Below are 19,256 nucleotides of genomic sequence, written 5' to 3' on the forward strand. Positions count from 1 at the left end.
TGATGAGATTATTTTTAGGCAAGGATTGATTACAGAATGTAATACGATCCAACAGGTGCCAATTCGGTTTGAGGTTTGTCCTCGTATATTTTATTATCATCCAGCATCTGGCAAAGATCGCGTTCAATATTTCTACAGATAGTTGTCGTTGGTGTGTCTGTAGGTTTATTTTCGAATGGATCCTGAAGATGAACCGCCATTTTTTCTACCAATAAAAAGAATGCCGCAATAGCAACGACTAGAGGCACTTCCATGTAGCCAAAATATTCAATTAAGCCAAAAGGCAGTAATACGATGAACAAATGGATCGACATATTGATGTATTTGCTATAAGTAACCGGGAAAACGGTATTTTTTATTCTTTCCGATCCGCCCATATGGTTACATAAAGCCGTAATGGTTTTGTCGATTTCTATCTGCTGGTATTTATTAATCCAGCCTTCCTGTAATGCCTTTTTTAAGTCCATGGCATGTAACTCCAATATCGTTGTCGTTACATTTTTACGTTTTTTAATAAAAGCGATTTCCTCGGCGCACAGGTATTCTTCCAAATCTTTGCGTGCATTAAAACCCCTTAACGATTTACTTAAAGCATAACACCAGGCAATTTGCCTTTTGATGAAACGTTCTTTAAATTGCTCAACCTCATCTAAACCATAAGGATTTTCGACGAAAGACAATATCTGACGTGATAGCGTTCTGGAATCGTTAACGATAGCTCCCCAAAGAATTCTGGCCTCCCACCACCTATCGTAAGCCTGGTTAGACCGAAATGCCAATAGCAGCGAAATGATTGTGCCTAGTAAAGCGGGTACAGCAACAGGAATGGAAATGCGTGTAACATGAAAGTTTTCATATAATACCACAATACCTATAGAGTAGCCAATAACAAACAGGAGTTCTTTTTTGATCTTTCCGAATATATAAGTGAGCGGAATATTATTTCGTAACAGCATAATATAAATTTTAAAATGTGATAATTAAGCGTTTGCTTCTTGCAACTGTGTTTCGTGTATTTTTGTGTCAATTAAGTTTTCGCTTGCATGAACGGTCAACGTGTTTAATTGAATTACTTCACAGCCGGCACGTTCTGTTAATATTTTAGGGTCGATACTATATTTATTGATCGGCGTAAAATTGTATTCTTTTAAGTAGGCAATACGTTCTACATCAAAGGCTTCGATAAAGTTTTTGAAAGCCGCTACCGTACTTCCATAAAAATATTCGATCCCGATAGTATTGATCTGTGTAGGGTATTTTGCCTTGGCCTGATTGATCTGCTGATAAAATTCGTCGCTAACATTTTCGTAATCACGGCTGCGGCGACTCAACATTAACATATCAGTTATCGAATCGGATAGTTTAAAGGCGTGAACAAAAATGATGTTTACGCTTTCGTTTTTTTGATGTTGAACAAGCGCATCAATAATTTTAACGCTTTCTAATTTAAAGTCGGTTGGTACTAATACTGTTTTCATCGCTATATCTTGTTTAAATGAATTGAAAAATTATTTATACAAGTTTAGCCTGATGTTATTATAGCGAAATAAGAGCGAGATTAGAATGAGATTAGAGTGTACTCCTTTTTTGAATAATCAATGGTTAACTGTATAAATTGGTTAAGCGGTTAATTGTACCTCTCGTTTAATTACAGTTAACCAGGTAAACGGTTTAAACAATTAACCTGTTACAGGTAATAAAACCTTAATCTCTGAGCCAATGCCTTCCTGCGATTTAATAGCGATACTACCTCTGTGTAAACGGATAATATTTAAAGAAAGTGGTAAGCCAACGCCGTAGCCCTTAAAATCGTTGGTGTTAGATGCACGGTAAAAGGGTTCGAATATATGCTGGATATCTGACTGCGGTATTCCAATCCCTCTGTCTGTTACAGCAATCGAAAGCATATTGGCATTACTTTCGATACTAATGTTTACCAGATTTTCATTTGAGTATTTACAGGCATTGTTTACAATATTGCTGATGGCAAGTTTGATCAGGTTTTTGTTGACCCGAAGTGTTAGTAATTCTTCATCGTCAGGGAGTTTGGTAAAATCGATTTCTATTTTACTGTTGGGGTGTACCTGGTTAACCGATTCTTTAATTTCCCATAACAGTTCGTCCATCCGTACCTCTTCCCAGGGTTGGTTTTTCCCATTAAAGCCCGATTGTGCCAGGCCCAGTAAACTGGTTAAGATATGTTCTAATCTTTCTGCCTCATCTTTAATTTTCGCTAAAGCTTTTTCCTGTTTTGCGGTATCTTCGATGGTTTTCATCGCCAGTTCAACCTCCCCGCTAATAATGGTTAAAGGTGTTCTTAATTCGTGTGAAGCATTGCTGATAAAGTTATTCTGCGTTTCGAAAGCTGTTTCCAAACGGTTAAGCATGTTGTTAAAGGTTTGGGCCAATTGCGACATTTCATCATTCCCTTCTTTAACATCTAATCTCAGGTGTAGATTTTCTGCTTTTATTTTTTTAACACTCTTAATTACATTTCTTAACGGCATTAACATGTAATTAGAAAATTTCCAGCCAACCACAAAAGATAAAATAACAGAAAGGAAAAAACCGATAATCAAGATTCGTTGCAGGTCTTTTAGCTCCCGAAAGCCAAAGGGGTCGTTTGCCGAAACAATTACGATATATCCTTTACTTGGGTTTTTAAAGAATTTGCCAGCATAAAAGTGATTCTCCACACGATAACGTGCTACATATCCGGCATTTATGCGGTTGTAAAAACTAGCTGGTAACTCTCGGTCCAGTTTATTAGTTGGTTTTCCAGCTTCTATGATGTACTCTTTTTCTGAAGGCAGACGTTCAAGGTATTGATTACGCATTTTAGCATACACCTTATTGTTCTCGTCTTCGTACAATTTAATCTGCGCAGCAATATTAACCCTGGCTTCTAAACGTTTATAAAAATCTTCAAAGGCAAAGTCGTTAGAAAAATACCAGACAAAACCACTTAACAGGGAGATAATAATTGCCGATAAAATGGCGAAAAGTAAAGTGATTTTTTTGGCAATCTGCATTATTTATCTTTTAATATATAGCCCAGGCCTACTGCGGTATGGATAAGCTTTTGATCGGCGTTTTTATCTATTTTTTTGCGAAGATAATTAACATAAACATCAACCACATTGGTGCCGAGGTTAAAATCGATATCCCAAACGTTTTCTAAAATATCTATCCGGGATAAAATTTTAGATTTATTTTTTGCCATGTATTCGAGTAAGCGATATTCTGTTGCAGTCAGTACAATTTCCTGTTGATTGCGCTTGACCGTTTTCGCGCTTAAATTTAGCTGGAGATCTGCAATGGAAATGATCTGATCTTGTGAAACTACCCCATGATATCGCCTCAGCAGCATTCTGATCCTTGCAAAAAGCTCAGCAAATTTAAATGGCTTGATTAAATAATCATCTGCACCATTATCCAGTCCGTTTACCACATTTTCGGTAGTACCTAATGCGGTAAGCATAATAATAGGTGTATTTGGTTTTTGTTCTTTAATGATTTTGCAGAGCTCCAGTCCATTTATTCCAGGTAGCATGATATCGAGAATAATCAGGTCGAACTGATTTTCTAAAGCCATCTGCTTCCCGATTAAGCCATCAGGAGCTATACTCACCGTAAAGCCTTCGTCGCTTAAACCTCTCGAAATTACAGATACAACGCTCGGTTCATCTTCTACAAGTAATAAATTCATTTGCTGGCAAGTAATCTAAAAAATAGGGAATTACAAAATCTTAATTGCTGCTTAGTCGGTTTTTAATGTTTTTTTAACGTAAAGCCGACACAATTGTTTGGATTACTACAAATTATGGCAAAAAAAAGCCTCCCAAGCGAGAGGCTGTAAATAATTTTAACTAGTCTTAGACTATGTTCACAATGACAATACTCCGTGCTTTCCGTGGCTCCGTGGCAAATAGTTGTGCTCGGATCGATTAAACTCCCTTTTCTGATTTTTCTTTCAGAAATTTTAGCCCATCTTCAAAATCCTTGCCGATCATTTTATCCATACTCACAAACACACACATCCACTTACTGATCAGGTTATTTTCTCCACTCATTGTCCAGGTTACCTTATTGCTGCTTCCCTCAGGTTGAATGTCGAATTTGGTGTCTGCTAAACTTTCAAAAGGTTCGATAAATTTTAATTCAATATCTACCTGTTTGTTAGGTGCTACACTTTTTATTTTCATGTAGCCACTTCCTGTTTCCTTACCTTTCCATTCGTAGATATGCCCAGGTTCGCCAGCAACCCCACCATAGGTCGTTTTAGCTGTAGGCTCCATTTTTGCCCATGGATTCCATTTGTAGAATTCTTTAAAGTCCGCCACGTTTTTGTAAATCACACTGTCTGGAGCATTGATTACTGTAGACCTGGTAACGGTATAACTTTTAGGCAAGAAAAAGCCACCTACAATAATGATTATTGCCAATACGACAATAATGCCAAGTAAGATTTTTAGGAATTTCATAATTTGATTTTAGTTTGGTTAACTAAATTTATAAAGAAAGCAGTTGAAATCAAAGTAAAAAAACTTAAACAATTTTAATCTTCGGTTGCGGTGCATTGATTTTGAAATGCATTAAATCGGCAATAGATTGTGCTTTTTGTTTGATCAGATCTGCATTAGCTCCCGCAAAAAGATCATTAACGGTTTGGAAGAATAGATTTTTCCAGGTTTCGAAGGCTTCAGTTTGTAGTGGTGTTTGCTCATTTAGTGTAAAATGGGTAAGCATAGGATTACCTTTATAAGTGGCCTTTCCAAAGAGAATGCTTTCCCAGAAATCGTACATTTTTGGTAGGTGGTGCGACCAGTCTACTTTGGCAACATCGGTAAATATTGGCCCAATATGTTTGTTAAGGGCTACATTTTTATAAAACGTATCCACTAAAAGCATAATATCATTCCTGTCACTGATGTCGTTCTTCATTACCTTGTATTATTTATAAAGCCTGAGGATCATTTTCCTGTAATCAATAACGGCTTTATATTGCATTAATATATCTCCGCCAATAATACTTATAATAGGTGGGTGGCCAAACTGTTGATACGTTTCGCTAACCGATTGCAGATCAAAAGCCACTGTTTCGTAGTTTTTGAGCTTTAACGGTCCGATTTTTAGTTCAGGGATCGTTGCCTGGATGGTAGTGGTGGTGGTAAAAAGGGTAGCTGCATTAATTTCGTCTGATACCTGTAGGGTTTCAGAGAGGTGTTGCTCAATTAACGATTTATCGAATACACTACGTGAGGCACCAGTATCTAAAACTGCAAAATGTTTTTCCTTAAAAACAACAACTTCCACCAAAAGGTGGAAGCCGTCATCTTGTAAGTTGATCAGTTTTAGTGGGATTGAAATTGATCTCATTATTTATTGCTGTCTACTGTCCTTCGATTAAACTCAGGATGACAATTTATTTAAGTGAAAAAAAGCCCCGGATTACAAAAATACACGGATGATAAATCTATTCCGTGCTTCTGTGTTTACGTGGCAAAAAAATCTTTTATCTTTCTGTGGCAAAAAATAAAGTATGTTGGTGTTAAACCAACTTCATTTCTGCCAGTACACTGTTCATATTCCTTACCGCATCGGCACTTTTGTTAAATGCAGCCTGCTCATCATCGGTTAATTTAAAATCGATGATTTTTTCCCATCCATTACGGCCAATAATTACCGGTACACCTAAACAGATATCTTCCTGTCCGTATTCTCCTTCGAGGGAAACACAGCAGGTAAATAATTTTTTCTCATCACGTAAAATCGCTTCAACCAGTGCAGCACCTGCAGCACCTGGTGCGTACCAGGCAGAAGTGCCAATTAAACCTGTTAAAGTAGCACCACCAACCATCGTATCTGCTGCAACTTTATCCAGCGTAGCTTTATCCAGTAAATTACTTACTGGTAAACTTTGGTACGTAGCTAAACGGGTTAAAGGAATCATCGTGGTATCGCCATGGCCTCCAATCACAAAGCCCTGTAAATCGTTTGGATTGCAATTTAAAGCTTGCGATAAATAAAATTTGAAACGGGAGCTATCTAAGGTTCCACCCATGCCGATAATGCGGTTTTTAGGCAGACCTAATGATTTTAAAGCTAAATAGGTCATCGTATCCATCGGATTACTAATCACGATGAAAATGGCTTCAGGAGAGAATTTTAAAATATTTTCGGCAACACCTTTAACAATACCAGCATTAATACCTATGAGTTCTTCTCTGGTCATCCCTGGTTTACGGGGCAAGCCTGAAGTAATTACCACGACATCAGAACCAGCAGTTTTGCTGTAATCGCCTGTTACACCGGTAATTTTGGTGTCGAAACCCAAAAGGGTTGCAGTTTGCATCATGTCGATTGCCTTGCCTTCGGCAAAACCCTCTTTAATATCTAACAGGACAAGTTCGTTCGCCAATTCTTTGCGGGCAATATTATCTGCACAAGTGGCACCAACTGCGCCTGCGCCAACAACCGTTACTTTCATATATTTTATTTTAATGGTTTGCGTATCGTTAAATATTTAATCGAAGGTAGAAATAAATATAAGGTTTAAAAATCCTTTTCAAAACTTTATAATTTGATGATGGTTTACTTAATAAGTTCAAAAGCAGAAGCATAAAAGTAAAGGCCAATTATGGAAAACAAACCCATTTCAAATATCGATTATAAAGCCTTTGAAGGTAAATGGTATTCATTATATTCCATCCCAACATTATTGGATAAACATTGGAAACAAACTACCGAAACCTACACGCTGGCCGACAACGATCATTTTGATGTTTATACTACTTATCACAAAGAAGGAAAACCTGAAGAAAAGTCGATCACTTCCAAACTGTTTTTCGATGAAGAAAAGCATGATGGTGATATGAAGGCACAATTTTTATGGCCTTTTAAAATCGGTTACTGGATTATCGAACTGGCTGACGATTATAGTTATGTGGTTGTAGGTCATCCCGATGAAAAGTACCTGTTTATTATGGCACGCGAACCCAAGATGGAGGCCGATTTATTGGTGCACATCATCGAAAGGTGCAGGCAGAAGGGGTATGACGTAAGTGAGTTGGTGAGTCAGGAGCATTTTTAAAAATTTCCTGTCATTCTGAGGGGGTAATTTATGGTGTAAAAATCAATAGGAATGACAGATTTTTTTTTTGGCAAATGGCAGTCTGCAAGATATCGTAATTGCGAGGAAGGCTTTTCGTTTCTCCTTGCAATAAAGAGCTTTCTATTGGATTCTGTTAATGATAGCTTAGTCAAGAATCCCATCGCTCAATTATAAAACCGGTTTGGAAAGCAGTTACAGTGAAATGTGGGTTATTACAGTCCCGCTATACGCTTTATCCCGATAGAAAAAATCGGGATGTTCGCTCCTATCGGGTTTATTTACTGTGGATAGGAGCACAGACTGCCCAACCTAAACCCGACCGTAGCGGTATGCTGATTTTTCATCAGCAGAAGCGGGGGCGGGACTGAAAAGAGCGATGAAAAACCGAACCCCACATTTCCCAAAAAAAAACTTTTGAAGTTATTATGCCTTTTTTTCTGATTGGGAAAGCAATCGCAGTGCCGATTAGGACGGAATATATTTTCTTATTTTCCACCATATTTTGTTGATAAAATCTGACAAAAGCACCTGCCAAAATTCCTATTTTTGAAGAACCGTTATTATTCTGAAACGGTTAATTCTTTAAGCACAATATGTATTTAATTTTTGATACTGAAACCACTGGTTTGCCTCGTAATTATAACGCACCCATTACCGATACGGATAACTGGCCACGTTGTATACAAATTGCATGGCAACTGCACGATGAGATGGGGAGATTGGTTGAGCATCAGGATTATCTGGTTAAACCAGAGGGATTTAATATTCCGTACGATGCAGAGCGGATTCATGGTATTTCTACCGAACTGGCTACCGAACAGGGTATTGGTTTCGACGAGATGCTGGCGAAGTTTAACGAAGTTTTAAACAAGGCCAAATTTATTGTAGGCCAGAATGTGGGCTTCGATGTGAACATTATGGGCTGTGAGTTCCACCGTTTTGGTGTAGCCAACCGTTTGGCAGAGATGCCCGTTTTGGATACCTGTACTGAGGTTACCGCACAGCTTTTACAATTACCAGGAGGTAGGGGTGGAAGGTTTAAACTGCCAACCTTAACCGAGTTACATTCTTATTTGTTTGGCGTTCCATTTAACGAAGCCCACAATGCAACTGCCGATGTGGAAGCAACTACACGTTGTTTCCTGGAATTGGTAAAAAGAGAGGTTTTTAAAAAAGAAGAATTACAGGTTGATGTAGAATATTTCCCTCGTTTTAGAGAGGTAAACCCAGCTACCATTGAAGGTGTTGGATTAAAACACATCAATTTAAAGGCAGCTTCTGATGAAATCCGCAAACGTTTACAAAAAGCCGAAGGCGGCGGAATTTCGAAGCAGGAACTTGCCGGGAACAAACAGGAACTGGCAGCAGCAACTTTTGTACATTTACATAACCATACCCAGTTTTCGGTACTGCAAAGTACCATCAGTATCCCCGATCTGGTAAAAGCTGCGGCAGCACAAAAAATGCCTGCAGTAGCCATGACCGATCATGCGAACATGATGGGGGCTTTTCATTTTGTAAACAATGTTTTAAACCACAACAAAGCCGCCGAAGCGAAAAATGCTGCCGCAATTGAGGCGGGCGAACGTCCAACTGAAGTGGTAATGACGCCGATTGTTGGAGTAGAATTTTTTGTTTGTAATAATCACTTAGACCGGACCGCTAAAGACAACGGTTACCAGATGGTACTGTTGGCGAAAAATAAAAAAGGCTATCATAATTTAGCTAAAATGTCTTCTATCGCTTATACCAAAGGTTTTTATTACGTTCCACGTATTGATAGGGAAGTAATTGAACAGTATAAAGATGATATTATTGTTTTATCGGGTAACCTTTCCGGGGAGATTTCGAATAAAATTTTAAACATGGGCGAGAGCCAGGCTGAAGAAGCGCTGATCTGGTGGAAAAACATGTTTGGCGATGATTTCTATGTGGAGGTGATGCGTCACAATCAGGAAGATGAAGACCGTGTAAACGAATCGTTGATTGCATTGGCTCGTAAACATGCTGTTAAATTGGTCGCCACCAATAATACCTATTACATTAACAAAAAGGATGCGAATGCCCACGATATTTTGCTTTGTGTAAAAGATGGCGAAAAACAGGCCACACCAATTGGCCGTGGCCGTGGTTACCGTTATGGTTTGCCCAATCAGGAATATTATTTCAAATCTGGCGATGAAATGAAATCGCTTTTTGCCGATTTGCCAGAGGCGATTGTCAATATAAAAGAAATTGTAGATAAGATCGAAATCTACAAACTTGCCCGTGAAGTACTCTTACCTAAATTCGATATTCCTGAAGAGTTTTTGGTTGCTGAGGACGAAGCCGACGGTGGAAAACGTGGGGAGAATAAATTTTTACGTCACCTTACTTACGAGGGTGCCAAGAAACGTTATGGTGTATTAACCCCTGAAGTTACCGAACGTTTAGATTTCGAATTACAAACCATTGAGAAAACCGGTTATCCGGGTTATTTCTTAATTGTACAGGATTTTATTGCCGAAGCCCGTCGCAGGGATGTTTCGGTAGGCCCTGGCCGTGGCTCTGCAGCCGGATCGGTAGTGGCTTATTGTTTGTGGATTACGAATATCGATCCCATTAAGTACGATCTCCTTTTTGAGCGTTTCTTAAATCCCGATCGTGTATCCATGCCCGATATTGATATCGATTTTGACGATGAGGGCCGTGGCCGTGTAATGGAATATGTAATTGGCAAATATGGCTCCAGCCAGGTGGCACAAATTATCACTTATGGAACCATGGCCGCCAAATCTTCTATCCGAGATACAGCAAGGGTGTTGGATTTGCCGCTTTTTGAAGCAGATAAGATTGCCAAGCTGATTCCGAACATGAAGCTCGCCAAAATCTTTACGCTGGATGAGAAAACACTAAAAGAAGCTTTGCGTCCTGATGAATATGAACGCGTTGTTGAATTGAAAAACCTTGGAGGCTTAAAAGATTTGAGTGCCGAAACCATTCAACAGGCACAGATTTTAGAAGGCTCTTTGCGGAATACCGGTATCCATGCCTGCGGGGTGATTATTACGCCAAGCGATATTACCAATTTCGTTCCTGTTTCTACAGCAAAAGACTCTGATTTATATGTTACCCAATTTGATAACTCGGTTGTAGAAAGCGCGGGTTTATTAAAAATGGACTTTTTGGGTTTAAAAACCCTTACCCTGATTAAAGATACCGTAAAACTGGTTAAAAAACGCTTTGGTATCGATCTCGATCCGGATAACTTTCCCATCGATGATGTTTTAACCTACGAGCTTTTCCAGCGGGGTGAAACCATCGGGATTTTCCAGTACGAGAGTCCGGGTATGCAGAAATACATGAAGGAGCTGAAACCAACGGTTTTCGACGATTTAATTGCGATGAACGCATTATATCGCCCAGGACCAATGGAGTACATTCCGAGTTTCGTTCGCCGTAAAAATGGCGAAGAAGAAATTAAGTACGATTTAGATGCCTGCGAAGAGTATTTGAAAGAAACCTACGGAATTACCGTTTACCAGGAGCAGGTAATGCTTTTATCGCAGAAACTGGCTGGATTTACCAAAGGTGAGGCCGACGTGCTGCGTAAGGCGATGGGTAAGAAACAGAAAGACGTTCTGGATAAAATGAAACCAAAGTTTGTGAAACAAGCGGCCGAAAAAGGTCATGATGCCACAACTTTAGAAAAAATATGGAAAGATTGGGAAGCTTTTGCATCCTACGCTTTTAACAAATCGCACTCTACCTGTTATGCATGGATTGCCTATCAAACAGCTTATTTAAAAGCACATTATCCTGCTGAATATATGGCTGCGGTACTGTCGAACAATATGAGTGATATTAAACAGGTAGCCTTCTTTATGGAAGAATGTCGCCAGATGAGCGTTACGGTATTGGGACCTGATGTGAACGAATCTGATCTCAAATTCTCGGTAAATGCCAAAGGCGAGGTTCGTTTTGGAATGTCGGCAGTAAAAGGTGTGGGTGAAAAGGCGGTAGAAAGTATTATTGAAGAAAGATTAGCAAATGGGCCTTATGGTAATGTATATGATTTTGCTAAACGTTCCAATACCCGTATTGTAAATAAAAAAGCTTACGAGAGTTTTGTTTATAGCGGCGCTTTCGATGCATTTGGAGGTCATAGGGCACAGTATTTTTATATCGGCCCGAACGATAAAATGAATGGCATTGAAAAGATTATTAAATATGCCAACGATTTTCAGAACAATGAAAGTACCTCACAAGCTTCCTTGTTCGGGGGGTCTAAAGCTGATCTGATTTTAGAACCAAGTTTGCCGGTTTCGCCTGAATGGGCATTAATGGACAGGTTAAAATACGAAAAGGATGCGATTGGGATTTTCCTTTCCGGTCACCCTCTGGATAATTATAAACTCGAACTCGATAAATTCTGTACCCATGGGGTTAAACAGCTAAGCATCATCAATAAGGTGCGTATGGGCGATAACAATGAAGATATATTGGCTGAATTCGAAAAACTAAAAAACCGTGAGCTTTGTGTAGGTGGACTTGTAGTCACCGCATCGCAAAGGATTACCAAAACAGGTAAGCCATTTGGTACTTTTGTTTTCGAAGATTACGACGATGCCAGTGAAATGGCCTTGTTCGGCGAAGATTTTTTAAAGTTTAAATCGTTTTTAACAGAAGGATATTTCTTACAGATCAGAGGTAGGGTAGGCGAGCGTTTCGGTAAAGCCGGTGATTGGGAATTTAAAATCACAGCAATTAACCTAATGTCTGAGCTGAGGGATAAATTAGCTAAAAGTTTAACGATCCAGGTGCCGATTGAGCGGGTTAACGATCAGCTGATGCGCGAGATTGAAGCCATACTAGCAGACAATAAGGCAAACTCTGAGCAGCAAAACTGCCAACTTAACTTCGCTATTTTTGATCGGGAAAAGGAGATTATGCTGGATATGCCTTCCAAAAACCTTAAAATAAATCCAAGCAATAAGTTTTTAGAACAATTACTCGGGCTTAATGTTGTAAATTACAAGCTGAACTAAGCGATACGCGTTTGGCGCCGAGCGTTTAGCCCATCTAACGCAAAACGCAATACGCCCACCGCTTTCCGCATTTACCAAAATAATGTCAAATTGACATTGCGGATGGGTTGGCATTACAATTGAATACATATATTTGAACATAAAAAAAATAATTATGGCATTAGAAATCACAGATGCAAACTTCGAGGAGCTTGTATTAAAATCAGATAAACCCGTATTAGTAGATTTTTGGGCAGAATGGTGTGGCCCTTGTCGCATGGTTGGTCCAGTAGTAGAAGAAATCGCAAAAGAGTATGATGGTAAAGCGGTAGTTGGAAAAGTAAACGTTGATAACAACCCTCAAATTTCAATGCAGTTTGGTATCCGTAACATCCCAGCTTTATTATACTTTAAAGATGGTCAGGTTGTAGACAAACAAGTTGGTGCTGTTCCAAAATCAGTATTAGCAGAAAAATTAAACAAGCAATTAGTTTAAATAAAGGTTGAAGGTAAAAGGTAGAGGGTTTAAGGTAAACGCAAAATCTTCAAAACTTCACTAATAATATTACAAAAACCCAGGTTCATTTGATGGATTTGGGTTTTTTATTGCAAACATAATTTTGTTTCTTTAATAAAAAACTAACAATCATGTCTATTAACTTATTTAACAATAAAACTTTAGGTATTTTATTGGCAGGTATAACACTAAACTGTGCAAATGTTGCATGTGTATCGGCGCAGAATCCTGTTGAAACCAACGAACCATCAGCAGATTATAAGCCTGCATTTGCCGGGCAGACCAGAATTGCAGGTGTAAAGACGAAAACCCCTCTTGATATTAAGATTATTAATGAAAAGCTGGAAAATCCATGGGCCATTTCGGTTCTTCCAAACGGAGGTTTCCTAATTACCCAAAAGCAGGGTACCATGGTGATTCTTACGCCAGATGGAAAATTAAGTAAAAAGATAACCGGTTTGCCAAAGGTAGATCCATCTGGCCAGGGTGGTTTATTAGATGTAACCTTAGATCCTAACTTTGCTAAAAACAGAATGATTTACTGGGCTTATTCAGAGCCTCAGGATAAAGGCGTTTTATTGGCCATTGCAAAAGGTAAATTGGCAGCTAACGAAACGACCATTGAAAACCAAAGCATTATTTACCGCGCTACACCAGCTTATGGCGGTAAACTGCAATACGGTTCGAGAATTGTTTTCGATAAAAATGGCAATTTATTTGTAAGTACAGGTGAACGTTCTGGTAGTGATATCCGAATCCAGGCACAATATTTAAACTCTTCTTTGGGTAAAATCCTGCACCTTACTACTGATGGAAAAGCGGTGGCCAACGGCCCGTTTGCAGGCAAGGCAGATGCAAAACCAGAAATTTATGCCTATGGATTACGCAATCCTGATGGTTTGGCTATTAATCCATTAACCGGAGATTTATGGGAAGCAGAATTTGGACCAAAAGGAGGTGATGAAGTAAATATCATTAAACCGGGCAAAAATTATGGCTGGCCAATCATCACCTACGGAACAGAATATAGTGGTAAAAAAGTGGGCGACGGTATTCAGCAAAAAGAAGGGATGGAGCAACCCGTTTACTACTGGAATCCAAGCATTTCGCCAGGTTGTATTGCTTTTTACAACAGCAGCAGCATTGCCGAATGGAAAGGGAATTTATTTGTAGGTGGTTTGGGCGGATCGCACATTATCCGGTTAGTAATAAAAGATGATAAAATTGTTGGCGAAGAGCGTTTGCTGGAAGGCAAAGGCGAACGTTTCCGCGATATGGTAGAGGGTAAAGACGGAGCGCTTTATTCAGTAACCGATAATGGCCACTTGTTTAGAATAGCGAAGAAGTAAGTTAAGTAATTATAAAATATAGATCCCGAGTTCATTTATGGAGCTCGGGATTTTTTATTTTAAGCTCATTGTTCGTTGTTTTTTGAAAAAGTGGGGTTCTGCTTTTCATGGCATTTTCAGTCCCGCTGTCCGTTTTAGTCCCGATTTTCAATCGGGAGCTGCCACTACCATCGGGTTTATTCACCACGGCTAGCAGCACAATCGGTGCCACCTAAACCCGACCGTAGCGAGATGCCGATTTTTTTAATCGGCAGAAGCGGGGGCGGGATTGTACAGACCTAAATGTTGCTGTTGCTTTCCAAATCACTTCAAAAAATGACACGTGATATCTCTTTTTTTAACCATTTGACCGAAACGTAACTTCCAAACTATACTTATCGATAAAATATATTTTTTCCATCCAAACCTGATAAGTTTTTAAGAATTTTTAATAAATCTTTTATTAGCTTTACCATATGCAGGCTGTAAACTATGAAAACGAAACAAGCTATGGTAATTTAGAATTGCTTGCACAGCAAGTAGTAGAAGGTTTTATTACCGGACTGCATAAAAGTCCGTTTCATGGCTTTTCGGTCGAATTTGCCGAACACCGTCAGTATAATAATGGCGATAATGTTAAAAATATCGACTGGAAATTATACGCCAAAACGGATAAACTTTACAGTAAACGTTTCGAAGAAGAAACCAATTTGCGTTGTCAGTTTGTGATTGATGTTTCCTCATCAATGTACTTCCCCGAACCCAAAAATAATAAACTGATTTTCTCCATACAGGCAACTGCATCATTAATGTACCTGCTGAAGAAACAGCGCGATGCCTTTGGTTTAAGCTTATTTACGGATGAAATATTGTTGAATTCGCCGGCAAAGTCGACTACGGTACACCAGAAATATTTATTTACACAATTAGAAGACCTGCTGCACAAACCTAAGGTAAATGCGCAGACAAATTTAAGCGAAGCTTTGCATCAGGTTGCCGAATTAATTCATAAACGCTCTTTGGTTATTATTTTTAGCGATTTATTTAATACGCAGACCAGTACAGCTAAAACGGATGAATTTTTTGATGCCCTGCAGCATTTAAAATTTAACAAACACGAAGTGGTGGTTTTTAACGTGGTGGATAAATCAAAAGAAGTTGATTTCAATTTTGAGAACCGCCCATACCAGTTTATCGATATGGAAACCGGCGAAACGATTAAAGTGCACACCAATCAGGTAAAGGAAAATTATACTGCGGCGGTTTCTACTTACCGGCAGCAGATTGCACTAAAATGTGCCCAATATAAAATCGACTTAATTGATGCCGATATGAATGATGGCTTTTATCCGGTCCTTCAGTCTTATTTAATCAAACGGCAGAAATTAGGCTAAAATTTTGATGCAAACAACACCGGTTCAGTGCTGTTTAATAAAACGATTTAAATTTTAAACTCCCTAATATGTTAGAAAAAGGCGCTATAGCACCAGATTTCGAATTGAATGCTACTCCCGATCAGAAAATAAAACTTCAAGATTTTAAAGGTAAAAACGTTATCCTGGCTTTTTATCCTGCCGACTGGAGCCCGGTATGCAGCGACCAAATGGCACTTTATAACGAGATGTTAAAATATTTTAATAAGTATGATGCCCAGATTTTCGGTGTTTCTGTCGACAGCGTTTGGTGCCACCTCGCTTTCGAAGAAAATAGAAAATTGCATTTCCCCTTATTGGCCGATTTTGAACCAAAAGGCGCCGTGTCAAAAGCTTATGGTGTGTATGATGAAGAACTTGGCGAAAGTAAAAGGGCACTTTTTGTGATTGATAAAGAAGGGAAAATTGCCTGGAGTTATTTATCGCCAATAGCCGTTAATCCTGGTGCTGACGGAATTTTAGAAGCATTAGAGGAATTAGATAAGAAATAAGTTATGAGTACTTTAAAACCTGAAATCAATAATCAAGATCATGTCCAGGGCGATGATTCGGCTAGTGTAACCATTGTGGAGTTTGGCGATTATCAATGCCCTTATTGCGGCAATGCCTATCCGATTATGAAGGAAATTGAGGAAACATTTGGCCATCAGATCAGATTCATCTTCCGGCATTTTCCCTTGGCAAATGCCCATGAATTTGCGTTTCCAGGGGCCATTGCTGCAGAAGCGGCAGGTTTGCAAGGTAAGTTTTGGGAAATGCACGATGCACTCTACGAAAATCAATACCGCCTGGATGGTGAGCTGTTCGACGAATTGGCTGAAACCATTGGTTTAGATTTGGAGCTGTTTCAGCAAGACAGCACTTCAGAAGAGATTAAACGAAAAATAGAAGATGATTTTGATAGTGGTGTACGGAGTGGTGTAAATGGAACGCCTTCTTTTTACGTAAACGGGACTAAATTTGACGGGGGTGCAACAGACCTTTACCAGATGCTTAAAGAAAGTGCTGAATAACTTGCCAAAGAAGTCAATTTTGTTGGCAACAGGCTATTTAAACTTGATTTCTTCTAAAACAAAAAACCTCATGTATTTTGCAATACATGAGGTATCAGATAAGGGTAACCGGAAAACTAAAAAACTAATTATGAGTTTTTAGAATTTAACAAAATTGAAATCGCTTCGTGTTTTGTTATTTCAAAGGTGCACTTCATTTATGAAGTTTTAGTGAAGAAAACCTCACCTTATCGCAGTTGCAATACTTATGTTACAACTGAAAATAAATATAAAAGCGGTTGCATCATAAATATAAAATTGTCATCCTGAGCCTGTCGAAGGGTTTGTTTAAATGACTTGTAAAGCATTTCCATTACTTTCCTGAATCAACGTGACAAATTGGAAAGGGAAATCACAAATATGATACAGCCTCTTTCTGACGATTAGGTTCATTACTTTTTCGAATACATCTCTTGTAGCTGCGCTAATGCCGCTACCAATTTATCCTCATCACCTGCTAAACAATAATATTTAATTCCATTTTTATCGTTATCAGGCTCATCTTCACGTTTGTCGAAAACCGGATAGATTGATTTAATTTTGTTGCTGGTTTGTTCCGGACTAACTTTGAATCCTTTCCAGGCGGTTAATTGTGATTTGCTGGTGGTTTCTTCTTTGGCATGATCTGAACTGGCAAAGGTTTTTCCAACGGTAAAAACCCCGTAATTCATTTCCTCATCAATGGAAAATGAATTTGCTGTAATGGTAAATGTAGTTTCAATACCCTTACGTAAAATGTGATCGGTTCCGCCGATGGCTTTTGCCAGCAGTTGATTGATGGTTTTAACGATTTCGGCCTTTGTTTGTGCGTAGCCGCTGAGTGTGGCAGCCAGCAGGAAGACCAGTGTGAGTGTTGTTTTCATAATTCTTTAAGGTTAAATATTTGTGTGTATCTAAATTTAAAGAATTATTTTATTAAAACTAAAAGAGCAGGCTCAAGCCTGCTCTTTTTTGCGCTTAAATTTTAGATGTTGTCTTGCTGTCCCGAAGCTTTGGGATCAGCATCTTTTTGTCTAAGACCCTGAAATAAATTTACTCCGTAGCTTTTCGCTGCGCTACAGGTCAGGGTGACGTCTTGGATTAATTACTCGCGACGAATGATATTACAAATTACCCCTCAATTCCTGCTCACGCTCTAAGGATTCAAATAAAGCTTTAAAGTTGCCCGCACCAAAACTTTGTGCGCCTTTACGCTGAATAACCTCGAAGAAAAGGGTAGGACGGTCTTCAACTGGTTTAGTGAAAATTTGCAATAAATACCCTTCTTCATCACAATCGACTAAAATGCCAAGGCTTTCTAATAAGGCTATTTCTTCATCAATTTTGCCTACACGTTGTGGCATCATATCGTAATAAGCTTCTGGTGGCGCACTTAAAAACTCCACACCACGCGCTTTCAGTTCTTTAACCGTTTTAACAATATCTTTAGTGGCTACAGCAATATGCTGAACACCTTCACCTTCGTAATATTCCAGGTATTCTTCAATCTGCGATTTCTTTTTGCCTTCGGCAGGTTCATTAATCGGGAATTTCGAATAGCCATTTCCGTTACTCATCACCTTACTCATCAAAGCCGAATATTCAGTGTTAATCTGCTTATCATCAAAAGATAAAATGTTAACAAAACCCATTACGTCTTCGTACCATTGTACGGCTTCATTCATGCGGTTCCAGCCTACATTACCCACACAATGGTCGATATATAAAAGCCCAGCATCAGCAGGTTGATAATCGCTTTCCCATACCCGGTAACCTGGCATAAAAGTTCCATTATAATTTTTACGCTCAATAAACATGTGTACTGTTTCGCCATAAGTGTAAATACCACTCATTTTAAGCTCTCCGTTTTCATCCGTTAAGGTTTGAGGGGCCAGATAGGGTTTTGCACCACGTTTTGTGGTTTCTTCAAAGGCACTGTAAGCATCGTCTACCCAAAGGGCCAATACTTTTACACCATCGCCATGTTTTTTTACATGCTCTGCTATTGGATGATCTGATTTTAATGCCGTCGTTAAAATCAGTCTGATTTTTCCTTGTTGCAACACGTAGGATGAACGATCACGAACGCCTGTTTCAGGTCCGGCATAAGCCAAACTTTGAAATCCAAATGCCGTTTTGTAGTAGTGTGCTGCTTGTTTGGCATTACCTACGTAAAATTCGATATAATCTGTTCCGTTAATAGGCAGAAAATCTGGTGCTTTTGATATTTTTTCTGCAAATGTTTGTGTTTCCATTGTTGTTATTATTAAGTCCGAGGTCGGAGGTCCGAAGTCGGATGTGCTATTGTTTTAAATATTGGATGATTGCTTATTTATCTGCTCTTTATCTTCGGGCTCCGGTCTCCCGACTTCCTACTAATTTAAATGTTGAATGATTGCTTATTTATCTACTCTTTATCTTCGGACCCCGGTCTCCCGACTTCCGACTCGTTTAAATGTTAGATGATTGCTTATTTATCTGCTCTTTATCTTCGGACCCCGGTCTCCCGACTTCCGACTCGTTTAAATGTTAGATGATTGCATATTTATCTGCTCTTTATCTTCGGACCCCGGTCTCCCGACTCATTTATTCTATATTATTAAGTCCGAGGTCGGAGGTCCGAAGTCGGATGTGCTATTGTTTTAAATATTGGATGATTGCTTATTTATCTGCTCTTTATCTTCGGACCCCGGTCTCCCGACTTCCGACTCATTTAAATATTGGATGATTGCTTATTTATCTGCTCTTTATCTTCGGGCTCCGGTCTCCCGACTCATTTAAACGTTAGATGATTGCTTATTTATCTGCTCTTTATCTTCGGACTCCG

The 19,256-nt window shown here is 39.0% G+C and carries 18 protein-coding genes; 7 read left to right on the forward strand and 11 right to left on the reverse strand.

Going from position 1 to position 19,256, the window contains the following annotated elements:
• Nucleotides 1-29: 29 nt before the first annotated feature.
• From CA265_03045 to CA265_03080, 8 genes are all read right to left on the reverse strand, one after another.
• Entirely contained in the window at nucleotides 30-956 is a 927-nt protein-coding gene (locus CA265_03045; protein ARS38707.1) for a hypothetical protein, read from the reverse strand.
• Nucleotides 957-980: 24 nt separating this feature from the next.
• The gene (locus CA265_03050) at nucleotides 981-1,478 is read right to left on the reverse strand and encodes a hypothetical protein (GenBank protein ID ARS38708.1); all 498 of its coding nucleotides are present in this window, start codon (nucleotides 1,476-1,478) and stop codon (nucleotides 981-983) included.
• A gap of 201 nt (nucleotides 1,479-1,679) precedes the next feature.
• On the reverse strand, nucleotides 1,680-3,032 hold the full coding sequence (locus CA265_03055) for a two-component sensor histidine kinase (protein ID ARS38709.1): 1,353 nt from the start codon (nucleotides 3,030-3,032) through the stop codon (nucleotides 1,680-1,682).
• A complete protein-coding gene (locus CA265_03060) occupies nucleotides 3,032-3,709 on the reverse strand; it encodes a DNA-binding response regulator (protein ARS38710.1) in 678 nt (225 codons plus the stop codon). The genes CA265_03055 and CA265_03060 overlap by 1 nt, the downstream gene beginning before the upstream one ends.
• A gap of 238 nt (nucleotides 3,710-3,947) precedes the next feature.
• Nucleotides 3,948-4,484 carry a hypothetical protein gene (locus CA265_03065; GenBank protein ARS38711.1) on the reverse strand — a complete coding sequence of 179 codons (537 nt, stop codon included), beginning with the start codon at nucleotides 4,482-4,484 and terminating at the stop codon, nucleotides 3,948-3,950.
• 64 nt (nucleotides 4,485-4,548) lie between these two features.
• A complete protein-coding gene (locus CA265_03070; GenBank protein ID ARS38712.1) occupies nucleotides 4,549-4,944 on the reverse strand; it encodes a sec-independent protein translocase TatC in 396 nt (131 codons plus the stop codon).
• Nucleotides 4,945-4,953: 9 nt separating this feature from the next.
• Nucleotides 4,954-5,379: a hypothetical protein gene (locus CA265_03075; protein ARS38713.1), complete on the reverse strand. Its 426-nt coding sequence runs from the start codon at nucleotides 5,377-5,379 to the stop codon at nucleotides 4,954-4,956.
• A 172-nt stretch (nucleotides 5,380-5,551) separates the two neighbouring features.
• On the reverse strand, nucleotides 5,552-6,490 hold the full coding sequence (locus CA265_03080) for a malate dehydrogenase (GenBank protein ID ARS38714.1): 939 nt from the start codon (nucleotides 6,488-6,490) through the stop codon (nucleotides 5,552-5,554).
• 150 nt (nucleotides 6,491-6,640) lie between these two features.
• Between CA265_03080 and CA265_03085 the strand changes: the two genes are divergently transcribed.
• From CA265_03085 to CA265_03100, 4 genes are all read left to right on the forward strand, one after another.
• A complete protein-coding gene (locus CA265_03085; protein ID ARS38715.1) occupies nucleotides 6,641-7,093 on the forward strand; it encodes a hypothetical protein in 453 nt (150 codons plus the stop codon).
• Between the two features lie 614 nt (nucleotides 7,094-7,707).
• Nucleotides 7,708-12,141, forward strand: coding sequence for a DNA polymerase III subunit alpha (locus CA265_03090; GenBank protein ARS38716.1), 4,434 nt, complete (start codon nucleotides 7,708-7,710; stop codon nucleotides 12,139-12,141).
• A gap of 154 nt (nucleotides 12,142-12,295) precedes the next feature.
• Nucleotides 12,296-12,616, forward strand: a complete 321-nt coding sequence (locus tag CA265_03095; GenBank protein ID ARS38717.1) for a thioredoxin — start codon at nucleotides 12,296-12,298, stop codon at nucleotides 12,614-12,616.
• A 158-nt stretch (nucleotides 12,617-12,774) separates the two neighbouring features.
• Nucleotides 12,775-13,986, forward strand: coding sequence for a glucose dehydrogenase (locus CA265_03100; protein ARS42872.1), 1,212 nt, complete (start codon nucleotides 12,775-12,777; stop codon nucleotides 13,984-13,986).
• 31 nt (nucleotides 13,987-14,017) lie between these two features.
• On the opposite strand, the gene CA265_03105 is transcribed toward CA265_03100, so the two are convergent.
• On the reverse strand, nucleotides 14,018-14,197 hold the full coding sequence (locus CA265_03105) for a hypothetical protein (GenBank protein ID ARS38718.1): 180 nt from the start codon (nucleotides 14,195-14,197) through the stop codon (nucleotides 14,018-14,020).
• Between the two features lie 244 nt (nucleotides 14,198-14,441).
• Between CA265_03105 and CA265_03110 the strand changes: the two genes are divergently transcribed.
• The 3 genes from CA265_03110 (at nucleotide 14,442) to CA265_03120 (ending at nucleotide 16,411) form a co-directional block, all read left to right on the forward strand.
• The gene (locus CA265_03110) at nucleotides 14,442-15,359 is read left to right on the forward strand and encodes a DUF58 domain-containing protein (protein ID ARS38719.1); all 918 of its coding nucleotides are present in this window, start codon (nucleotides 14,442-14,444) and stop codon (nucleotides 15,357-15,359) included.
• Between the two features lie 68 nt (nucleotides 15,360-15,427).
• Nucleotides 15,428-15,889, forward strand: coding sequence for a peroxiredoxin (locus CA265_03115; protein ID ARS38720.1), 462 nt, complete (start codon nucleotides 15,428-15,430; stop codon nucleotides 15,887-15,889).
• Between the two features lie 3 nt (nucleotides 15,890-15,892).
• Nucleotides 15,893-16,411: a disulfide bond formation protein DsbA gene (locus CA265_03120; GenBank protein ARS38721.1), complete on the forward strand. Its 519-nt coding sequence runs from the start codon at nucleotides 15,893-15,895 to the stop codon at nucleotides 16,409-16,411.
• Between the two features lie 431 nt (nucleotides 16,412-16,842).
• Here the strand turns inward: CA265_03120 and CA265_03125 are convergent, their stop codons facing one another.
• Both CA265_03125 and CA265_03130 read right to left on the reverse strand, forming a co-directional pair.
• Entirely contained in the window at nucleotides 16,843-17,313 is a 471-nt protein-coding gene (locus tag CA265_03125; protein ARS38722.1) for a hypothetical protein, read from the reverse strand.
• Nucleotides 17,314-17,553: 240 nt separating this feature from the next.
• Nucleotides 17,554-18,684 (reverse strand): 4-hydroxyphenylpyruvate dioxygenase, encoded by a 1,131-nt coding sequence (locus CA265_03130; protein ID ARS38723.1) that lies wholly within the window; start codon nucleotides 18,682-18,684, stop codon nucleotides 17,554-17,556.
• Between the last annotated feature and the right edge of the window lie 572 nt (nucleotides 18,685-19,256).

The organism is Sphingobacteriaceae bacterium GW460-11-11-14-LB5, from assembly GCA_002151545.1.
In the GTDB taxonomy this organism is placed as follows: domain Bacteria; phylum Bacteroidota; class Bacteroidia; order Sphingobacteriales; family Sphingobacteriaceae; genus Pedobacter.